Here is a 10,057-nt window from a genome sequence, read left to right as displayed (position 1 = left end):
GGGAACAGGGAACAGGGAACAGGGAACAGGGAACAGGGAACAGGGAACAGGGAACGGGGAACAGGGAACTACTAAGACGAAGCTAATTCACAAGTTAATAAGGGCGATCGCTCGCGCGATCTGATGGAATTTGTCGGCTGAGAATGAATCTACTATTTGAGCCAGAGTCGTTTGAGAAAAAATTTAGCATCCCTATAAGTTCCTTATTTTTTATTGATATGTTTAGCGCATAAGGTTGGGAAAAGGAAGTTTTAAAAAATCCCTAGCATTCTGACTGGAATAAAATGCAGCAACCTTGGTGTCCGCCCGGAGGGCGGACACCGCCTCAAAGAGCTGCTATTGGATATAACTAGTCGATAAAGGCTGAAATATGCACACAGCAGGGTTTATAAAAAACTTTTTTGTTTACTGACCTTATGTATGAATTTAATCACACCGATTCTCCGTAAGTATTTGAAACAGAGGTTCGAGTGTCCTAGCTTGTTGTTACTGCTGATTCAATCTCTTTGTTTTCAATCTCTTTGTTTTCTAATAACAACTTAATATGCCGTATCAAGTTGCTGGTAGCCTTCGTAATGACGATCTTTCATATGTTGTTCGTCAGGCAGACGATCAACTTTATGCTAGCTTGAAAGCTGGCGATTTCTGTTATGTCTTAAACTCTCGCCAGATGGGTAAGTCATCTTTACTACAGCGGACAATTTCTCGTCTAAGCGAAGAAGGCTATGAATGCCTTTATTTGGACATTAACAGGTTGGCTACCAATAATCTTACACAAGAACAATGGTATAAAAGCGTTATTTTTAGCTTGTTCCACAGCTTAAATATAGCGCAACAAGTCAATTTCCAAAAATGGTGGGATATACAAGCAGGTACTTCTTCGGTGCAAAAATTACACCAGTTTGTGGAAGAAGTCTTGTTGATACATATTCAAAGCAAATCTCGCAAAGACGGCAAAGCCAAACGCATTTTTATCTTCATTGATGAGATTGAGAGTCTGTTAAGTTTAAATTTTCCTGTCAATGACTTTTTTGCTTGGATTTCTCATTGCTACAATCAGCAGGCAGACAAGCCGAATTTTCAACGCTTGGGATTTGCACTATTTGGGGTAGCCAGTCCATCTGATCTAATTTATGACAAATACCCCACAGTTTTTAATATTGGTATCCCAATAGAGTTACATGACTTTGAATTGCATGAAGTCACTCCTCTGGTTCAAAGGTTAGAGGAAGCGATTAGCCAAAGCGAAACTGTTATGCGAGAGATTATCTACTGGACAGGAGGACAGCCATTTCTTACCCAAAAACTTTGTCAGTTAATAGTTCAAACTGCCTTAAAAACATCTAAAAAAACAATTGATTTACCAAGAAACACAGAAGCGTTATGGGTAGAACAATTGGTGAAAACGCATATTATCCAACACTGGGAGGTAAAAGACGATCTAGAACACCTCCACACGATTCGCGATCGCCTACTTTTTAACAAACAGCGTGCAGTCCGATTGTTGAGTGTTATAAAGCAAGTGTTGCAAGCAGAAGAAAGTCAAACATCTGGTGTACGTACCGACGACAGTCGAGAACAGACAGAACTTTTACTATCCGGATTGGTTGAAAAGCGCGACGGCTATCTTAAAATGAAAAATCCCATCTACCGTAGTGTCTTCAATTCTGAATGGGTGAGTAGACAATTAACCCAAGTCAGCTTTACCAAAAAGTTTTCCAGAAGCCTTACTAGCCTTTCATTGAACTAGGAATGCAATCCACCGAAATCAGCTTATGGACAGCCCTGCTACTATACCATCACTCTGCGATAGTTATGTTAACTATAGTTAAAGACGTGATTAATTTTGAATACTTGCTTACGAAACACAGGGGTGTAAGGGTGTAGGGGTGTAAGGGAAAAAGGTGTTTCTTTCATATTTTGCTGACTACGAAGCCGCTAGTTGCAGGCTCAGATCTTGCACCATAGTATTCGTCCGCCAAGAAATAAATTTCTTGGCTCAAAACCAAAGTCCGTTAAAACGGACTGGGTAAGTCTTTGAGTCCGTTTTAACGGACTTGATCTATTAGCCTTGAACTTTAGTTCAAGGCGTACTCACCGATAAAGTGCAAGATTTGAGTTACGCCCTTTGGAAAAAACTTTCAACGCCGCAGTAATTGAGATTTTCCCACGCGCCACAACATCACCGACACAATGAAAACTAGGGCAAAGGGGAAAGCGAAAAACCCCAAAAGAAAACATAAACCTAACTGTAATTTACCACGTTGAGCAAATTTAGCAATTGAGTATTGCCACTTAGGTATAGCCCAAGCCTCAATAGGAAGTTCTAGTTCTTCTTGAATTTGAGTGGCTTGAAAAGCAGCTGCGTAACCTTCCTTAATTCTGCCTGTTAAATAATAAAGCTGGGCAAGATTTTGAAGTGACTGGGCTTCACCTTTGCGATCACCTATCTCAAGTTTAATAGCAAGTGACTGTTGATGGTAATCAATCGCCTTTTGGTATTGTCCCAAAGATTGGTAAGCACAGCCCAAATTAGTCAAAGAAGCAGCTTCACCATTGCGATCGCCTATCTCTCGTTTAATAGCCAGTGACTGCTGATAGAAATTAATCGCTTTTTGGTATTGTCCCAAAGATTGGTAAGCACAGCCCAAATTATTTAGAGAAGCAGCTTCACCTTTGCGATCGCCTATCTCAAGAGAAATAGCAAGTGACTGCTGATAGTAATCAATCGCCTGTTGGTATTGTCCTAACGAATAGTAAGTACTACCCAAACCAGTTAGAGAATTGGCTCGAAAATCATGATGATTAGTTTCTCGTAAAACTATCAATGCTTGTTGATAGTAATCAATAGCCTGTTGGTATTGTCCCAAGGAACGGTAAGCATTGCCCAAATTATTTAGAGAAGTAGCTTCACCTTTACGATCGCCTATCTCAAGAGAAATAGCCAGTGACTGCTGATGGTAATCAATCGCCTTTTGGTATTGTCCCAAGGAATTGTAAGCTTTGCCAAAATCATTTAGAGAAGCAGTTTCACTTCTACGAGCGCTTATCTCAATAAAGATAGCCAGTGACTGCTGAGAGTAATCAATCGCAATTTGGTACTGTCCCAAGGAATTGTAAGCATTGCCCAAACCAGCTAGAGAATTGGCTCGAAATTCACGCTGACCAGTTTCTCCTAAAACTATTAATGCTTGCTGATAGTAATCAATTGCCTGTTGGTATTGTCCCAAGGAACGGTAAGCATTTCCTAGATTGCATAGTGAGCCACCTTCACGTGTGCGATCGCCTATCTCAAGTTTAATAGCCAGTGACTGATGATGGTAATCAATCGCAATTTGGTATTGTCCCAAGAAATTGTAAGCATTGCCCAAATTATTTAGAGAAATAGCTTCACCTTTGCGATCGCCTATCTCAAGAAAAATAGCCAGTGACTGATGATGGTAATCAATCGCAATTTGGTATTGTCCCAAAAATTGGTAAGCATTACCCAAAGATGTGAGAACATATGCAAATTCACTATTTTCATCTTGGTTACTTGGTTGCCATTCCTTTTCTAGTCGGCTAGATAATTCAATAATGGTAGTGTAATATCCTCTCAAATCCAAAAAATTGTGGCAGAAATAAAGAATGTTATTAGCTTGTCGATATTGCTTAAGTTCACACAGGTGATAAAAAATTTCTAGTTGTGGTGTGATATCTTCTATCGTGTGCCAAGATTCTGTAGCGATAGATTGATAGTAGGCGATCGCTCTTTCATGTACTTCGGTTAAATCACCCGCTTGCTGTTTCAGATAAGCCAAAATTAAGGGCTGAAACTCAAATACCCAACCGCTTTCTAGTTTGTTTTCTTGCAATAGCGAACGTTTAGCTAATCCCCGCAAATCCGCTTGTGTCACTTCTTGTTCTGGTAAAAGTGCGGCTGCGGCTGTGGCGTTAAAAGCGGGACGATATACGCTTAAATTAAATAATAGTTGTTGTAACTTTGGCGTTAACCGGGCAATACTGGCATCAAGAATCTTACCAATACTCGCTTCTGAGTCGTATCGATGTAACCCCAAAATCTCAAAGATATTTTGTCTCAAAGCGCTGATATCAACCACATCTCCTTCATCAGCGTGCAATACTCCAGCCACCAGCTTGATTAATAAAGGATGTCCATCGGCTTGCTTGACAAATTCTCTGATTTCTGAATCAGCACCTTGAATATCTAAACCTTCTAGCAGTGCTACCGCAGCATCGGTTGAAAGTCCTTTCAATGGCAACCAACGGCAGTAATTCAGGGTATTGGGCGGTAATTGAGGTTGTTCGCGGCTAGTGACTAAAATTACAGTGTTACTATCGCTACTCAACCACCGCAGCAAGAAGTCATAGTAAGTTTGATCATGCCATTCTCCGTTTGCCTCTAGCAGAGTTTCTAAGTTATCCAATACCAGCAAATAGCGCCCTGTTCGCAAATTATTACAAACTGCAGTTAATAAATCTGCTTCTTTTTCAGGTGTTGCTTTGCCTAACTTTTCCAATAACCAGCGTCCCCAAACCGCAAAGGGGTAATTTTGGCTAAAAGTTGCCCAAAGTTTCTTTTCAAAGCTTTGTGCAGTTGCAAAGACTTTCGCAACCAGGGAAGATTTGCCATAACCACCAGTCCCGGTAATGCCAATTAAACGCACGTTATCCGCTTGCAACCATTCTTGCATTTGGGCAAGTTCCTCTATCCGCCCGTGCCAATTCTGGGTTTCAGGGGGTAATTCGTTGATAATAGAACTAACAGGATTTATCTTTGTCCGTTCCCCTCCGGACGACTCTAGTCAAGGTTGCTGGTAATGATTGTTGATGGTATTGTTACCTATGTAACTTGTGCCACCTTGATTAGTCACTTCATTTTTGCTTTGGTTGCCAGTATTGTTTTGCCCGTCAATGTTCATCACCATGTGGCTGTTATCTTGAATTTTACCCGCTTTGATTTCTTGAGCTAAAGTGCTTACCTGTGCGGCAAAATCGGGGTTATCCTTCATTTCATCTTCTAAATAAAACGCCAGTTTATTCAAATGGTCTTTTGAGCCTTTTTCTACTTCCTGCAAGGCTTTTTCGGCTCTAGGGTTCCCGCGTAACTTATCCCGAATCTTCTGGTGCAGTTCATCCATCTTGGTAAGCGCTGTTTGGGTGAACTTTTCCCCCAGCTTACCGACACTGGACTCGAAAAACTTTTTGAAGGCAAATTCAGCGATCGCAAAAGCTGTTAAGGTTGTTACGGGGTCAGTCATACCTGTAAATCCCTCAGACACGGGTTGATTTTTATATAGGTTACACATTTTTATACAGAGGTACGTCCCGACTTTCCGCATTTTTGCTAATAAATTTTTAGCCCGACGACTCAATACGGTTCGGTTAAGATCAGAACGCCTGCGGCGATCGCCTTAAAAAGGGGTTCGTTCCAACGCTGTTGTGCATAACTCATTTGTTCCAATACTAGCAACGTCGTATTCTTGTCTATTGCAGGAGTTTAGATTACAAAAAGCAGTGTTGGCTAATACAGCACTATACAGTTTCCAATAAAAAACCCCCAGCGACGATCTGGAGGCTTATATTAGCGCTATTCATAACTCTTTTATTCCAATACTAGCGACGTGGTATTTGTCAAACCCTGTCTAAAGCAGGAGTTTAGATTACAAAAAGCAGTGTTGGCTAATACAGCACTATATAGTTTCCAATAAAAAGCCCCCAGCGACGATCTAGAGGCTTATATTAGCGCTATTCATAACTCATTTGTTCCAATACTAGCAACGTCGTATTTGTAAAACCCTTTCTAAAGTTGGAATTCAAGTTACAAAAAGCTGTGCTGACTAATACAGCACTATACAATTTCCAATTAAAAGCCCCCAGACCTGCTACTGGGGGCTTATGCCAAATTGCATCTTAGTTAATACCATTAGTTCCAATACTATCGTCGTCGTATTTTGTAAAACCCTTTCTAAAGTAAGAATTCAAGTTACAAAAAGCTGTGCTGCTCAATACAGTACTATACAATTTCCAATAAAAAACCCCCAGTGACGATCTGAGGGCTTATGCCGAATGAACATTTCAATTAAACACTCCATTTGTTTCAATACTAACGATGAAAGGATTTGTAAGACCCTTTCTAAAGCAGGAATTAAAGTTACAAAAAGCTGTATTGACGAATACCCTCCCCCTGATGGCAGTGCACAAAACAGGTAGAATTTTTTACGTATACAATAAATAAATCCCCCGCAATCACATTGGATTACAGGGGATAGGAGCTTGTATTCAGAAAGCTGTTAGAGGGTGCGAGGGGTATCCGAAACAAACCGGGCGATAAGTCGTTCGCGCAGCGTGCGCTTTGCGCTTACGCTGATCGCATGTCCGTATCGCGCCTCAACATAATCCACAGTTTCCAATTAAAAGCTTCCAGACCTGCCACTGAGAGCTTATGCTGAATTAGCAACATATCTGTTCCAATACTAAGGCTGCGGTATTTTATAAAACCCTTTCTAAAGTTGGAATTCAAGTTACAAAAAATTGTGCTGGTCAATACATCACCATACAGTTTCCAATAAAAAACCCCCAGACCTGTTACAAAAGGCTTACACGAGACTACTGGGGGTTTATGCTTCTTTATCAGTTAATTTCCAACAACCCATCTGGTGGCGTAATTTCAATTCGACCAGCTTCCAAATCCACCACTGGTACTATAGGTTTGACAAACGGAATCAAAAGATTCTTTTGACTTTTCTCCCCTTGTTTTTCTTGATGCAACTGTACTTCTAATAAATCATGACCAGCAGGCAGAATATCCACGACTGCACCAAGCAGTTCACCAGATTCCTGAATAAAAACTGGCAAGCCAATCAAATCCATAACGTGATATTCACCTTCTTGTAGTTGGGGGCGATCGCTCTGTTGAACCATCAACTTACACCCGCGCAACTCCTCTGCTTGGTTGCGATCTTCCACTCCCTCCAATTCAATTACGTACAAATTTTTACCTGGTATATAACGTCCTGATAGTAATTCTACGGTTTTTGGTTCAGTCTGATCAGGACGTAACAACCAACGTATTCCAGGCACCTCAAAGCGTTCCGGGAAATCCGTATCAGGATAAACCCGCATCTGTCCATCCAACCCTTGAGGTGCCACAATTGTGCCAATTTCCAGCCAGCCTTCAGGAGTGAGGAATGCGGAAGATGAGGAAGATGTTGCTTTCGCATCTCCCTTATCTGCCTTCTTCCTTATCTTTTTCTCTACGTTCTTGCGGTTTGTCATTCAACACTCAACTAAGCACTCACTGCAGCACGTTGATAAACCTGTTGTACCACTTTTGCCAAACGCTGCATACCCGTGGCAATTTCGTCATCACTTCCGGTAAGGCTAATACGGACACACTGGTGCTTGTGTTCCCACTCTTCCTCTAAGCCAGGGAAGAAAGTACTACCAGGAACAACTATAACACCTACTTGCTTGAGTTCTTGATATAACTCCCAGTCTGTTACTGGCAAATCCTGCAACCACAACCAAGCAAAAATTGCCCCCTCACCACGATGGAGGAACCAAGGTAAATCATTGGGCATCGCTTCGTTTAACGTGTTTTCCAAAACCGTAAACTTATTCTGATAAAACGGGCGAATCACCTGGACAGAAATATCTGCCAGCGCACCAGAGTTAATAGCACGCGCTGCGATCGCTTGTCCGTAGCGTGAAGCGTGGATACAAGCATTTGTTTGGAAACCCTCTAGAACTTGAATCACCCGTTCATCCCCAATCGCAATTCCAATGCGTTCTCCTGGCAATCCAGCTTTTGATAAACTCATGCAGTGCAAGATGTTATTGCCAAAGATTGGTGTCATTTCAGTAAAGTTCATCGCTGGGAATGGGGGGGCATATGCCGAGTCAACGAACACTGGTACATCGTAAGGCGCTGCAAGGGCGGCGATTTTTTTCACTTCATCATCGCTAAGGACATTACCAGTGGGGTTGCAGGGACGAGAGAAGATCACGCAACCAGTTTTCTCTGTAATCGATACTTTGCTAAAGTCGGGGCGATATTTAAACTTATGTGCGGCGGCGTCGATATCCAATGCAGGTTTATAAGCAATTAAAGCTTCTGGCACTAGGCAAACACCACCGTATCCTGTGTAGTCTGGGCTGAGTGGCAGAACGATTTGCTTAAGTTCACCGCTGGTGGTGTATCCCCCAAAAGAATTCGCAGCGTAAAAGTAGAGAGTTTGACTTCCTGGGCTGATAAGGATGTTGCGTTCAGTCAAATTCAACTTATATCGCCGATTAAAATCCTCAACAATTGCTTCAATCAGTGGTACATAGCCCTGACTTGGTCCATAGCGACAAACGACTTCACCATATTCTGGGCTAGCCAGCAATTGTGCTGTGCAATCCCGCCATAACTGTTCAACCTCAGGCAAAATCAAGGGATTACCAGCACTCAAATTTATCAACTGCTGCCCTGTATGAGCTCGTAAAGTTTCAACAATGTCCTTCATAATGGCTCTAACGCCAGTCAGGTTGGACATCTGGACGCCGAATTGAGTCAGGGCAGGGTTCATAGGCGATGAAAAAATAAACGTAATCTAATGGTGAGCAAAAAAGCTGCTAGCGCTTATATCCAATGTAACTACACAATGGCACTATCGTGTACAGCAATACTATTCAGATATAAATGTTTTAGTTATTGATGGTTTATTTTCATGACATCTTTAACAAAAGAACTCAGTTACACTAACCTGTAGCGTCCCTGTAGGGCATCTTTTGAATTCCTGATGAGGAGAACTAACCTTGAAAGTAAAAGCAGCAGTAGCTTACGAGTCTGGTAAGCCTTTAAGTATTGAAACAGTTGAATTAGAAGGACCATCAGCTGGGGAAGTGATGGTTGAAATTAAAGCCAGCGGAGTTTGCCACACCGATGCTTATACTCTTTCTGGTAAAGATCCTGAAGGTTTATTCCCAGCAATTTTAGGACACGAAGGCGCAGGTATTGTTGTAGAGGTGGGCGAAGGGGTTACTAGCGTCAAGCCAGGAGATCATGTTATTCCTCTATATACCCCAGAATGCCGTAGTTGTGAATATTGTCTGAGTCTGAAAACCAATCTTTGTCAGGCAATTCGCACGACTCAAGGGCGCGGTGTTATGCCTGATGGTACCAGTCGATTCTCCATTGATAACCAGATGATTCATCACTACATGGGGACATCCACTTTTTCCAACTATACGGTACTGCCGGAAATCGCCGTGGCAAAAATTCGTGAGGATGCGCCGTTTGATAAAGTTTGTTACATTGGCTGCGGCGTGACAACAGGAGTTGGTGCAGTCATCAATACAGCAAAAGTCGAACCGGGAGCAAATGTGGTGGTTTTCGGTTTGGGTGGTATTGGTTTGAATGTCATCCAAGCGGCGCGGATGGTAGGAGCAAATATGATTGTGGGGGTAGATCTCAATCCCAACAAAAAAGCTCTGGCAGAAAAATTTGGCATGACTCACTTCGTCAACCCCAAGGAAGTTGAAGGAGATTTAGTTCCTTACCTGGTTGACTTAACTAAAGGCGGCGCAGATTACAGTTTTGAATGCATTGGTAATGTGAATATTATGCGCCAAGCCTTGGAATGTTGTCACAAAGGTTGGGGAGTCAGCGTGATTATCGGCGTTGCTGGTGCTGGCCAGGAAATTAGCACCCGTCCTTTTCAACTAGTGACTGGGCGTGTGTGGAAAGGTTCAGCTTTCGGTGGTGCAAGAGGACGCACTGATGTACCAAAAATTGTTGATTGGTATATGCAGGGCAAGATAAATATTGATGATTTGATTACCCATGTGATGCCAATTGAGCAAATAAATGATGCTTTTGAATTAATGCACAAGGGTGAGTCAATTCGCAGTGTAGTGACGTTTAATTAGGTGAACTACCCCACCCTGCCTTTGGCGGATGGTGGGGCTTCTGTACTCACAGGGGAGTGCCGCAACTTAGACTTTCGCCCAAGTTTTGGTCTTACCTCCCCTCCTACAGCACCAGACGGCTGAACCTTCCGCCCTTACGGGT

At 42.3% G+C, this 10,057-nt stretch carries 7 protein-coding genes; 3 read left to right on the top strand and 4 right to left on the bottom strand.

Going from position 1 to position 10,057, the window contains the following annotated elements; all coding sequences use genetic code 11:
- Window positions 1-544 precede the first annotated feature (544 nt).
- Window positions 545-1,750: an AAA-like domain-containing protein gene (locus AC5590_RS09000; RefSeq protein WP_169268533.1), complete on the top strand. Its 1,206-nt coding sequence runs from the start codon at window positions 545-547 to the stop codon at window positions 1,748-1,750.
- A 391-nt stretch (window positions 1,751-2,141) separates the two neighbouring features.
- Here AC5590_RS09000 and AC5590_RS08995 read toward each other — a convergent pair whose 3' ends face one another.
- The 4 genes from AC5590_RS08995 to AC5590_RS08980 all read right to left on the bottom strand — a co-directional run bounded on the left by AC5590_RS08995 (window position 2,142) and on the right by AC5590_RS08980 (window position 8,573).
- Window positions 2,142-4,754, bottom strand: coding sequence for a tetratricopeptide repeat protein (locus tag AC5590_RS08995; protein WP_348982779.1), 2,613 nt, complete (start codon window positions 4,752-4,754; stop codon window positions 2,142-2,144).
- Window positions 4,755-4,805: 51 nt separating this feature from the next.
- Window positions 4,806-5,309 (bottom strand): hypothetical protein, encoded by a 504-nt coding sequence (locus tag AC5590_RS08990; protein ID WP_498823069.1) that lies wholly within the window; start codon window positions 5,307-5,309, stop codon window positions 4,806-4,808.
- Window positions 5,310-6,633: 1,324 nt separating this feature from the next.
- On the bottom strand, window positions 6,634-7,278 hold the full coding sequence (gene rimM, locus AC5590_RS08985; protein ID WP_169268531.1) for a ribosome maturation factor RimM: 645 nt from the start codon (window positions 7,276-7,278) through the stop codon (window positions 6,634-6,636).
- Between the two features lie 11 nt (window positions 7,279-7,289).
- Window positions 7,290-8,573, bottom strand: coding sequence for a valine--pyruvate transaminase (locus tag AC5590_RS08980; RefSeq protein ID WP_169268530.1), 1,284 nt, complete (start codon window positions 8,571-8,573; stop codon window positions 7,290-7,292).
- Between the two features lie 229 nt (window positions 8,574-8,802).
- Between AC5590_RS08980 and AC5590_RS08975 the strand changes: the two genes are divergently transcribed.
- Together AC5590_RS08975 and AC5590_RS08970 are read left to right on the top strand one after the other, a co-directional pair.
- Window positions 8,803-9,915, top strand: a complete 1,113-nt coding sequence (locus AC5590_RS08975) for an S-(hydroxymethyl)glutathione dehydrogenase/class III alcohol dehydrogenase (RefSeq protein WP_169268529.1) — start codon at window positions 8,803-8,805, stop codon at window positions 9,913-9,915.
- Window positions 9,916-10,038: a hypothetical protein gene (locus AC5590_RS08970; RefSeq protein ID WP_282453090.1), complete on the top strand. Its 123-nt coding sequence runs from the start codon at window positions 9,916-9,918 to the stop codon at window positions 10,036-10,038.
- Window positions 10,039-10,057 lie beyond the last annotated feature (19 nt).

Source organism: Brasilonema octagenarum UFV-OR1 (assembly GCF_963888615.1).
GTDB lineage: Bacteria > Cyanobacteriota > Cyanobacteriia > Cyanobacteriales > Nostocaceae > Brasilonema > Brasilonema sennae.
The sequence above is the reverse complement of the archived record's forward strand: the minus strand, read 5'-3'. Positions and strand labels throughout refer to the sequence as shown.

Excerpts from the sequence above, each read along its gene's own strand:
- AC5590_RS09000 (WP_169268533.1), top strand. The coding sequence starts at position 545 with ATGCCGTATCAAGTTGCTGGTAGCCTTCGTAATGACGATCTTTCATAT.
- AC5590_RS08990 (WP_498823069.1), bottom strand. The coding sequence starts at position 5,309 with ATGTGTAACCTATATAAAAATCAACCCGTGTCTGAGGGATTTACAGGT.
- rimM (WP_169268531.1), bottom strand. The coding sequence starts at position 7,278 with ATGACAAACCGCAAGAACGTAGAGAAAAAGATAAGGAAGAAGGCAGAT.
- AC5590_RS08980 (WP_169268530.1), bottom strand. The coding sequence starts at position 8,573 with ATGAACCCTGCCCTGACTCAATTCGGCGTCCAGATGTCCAACCTGACT.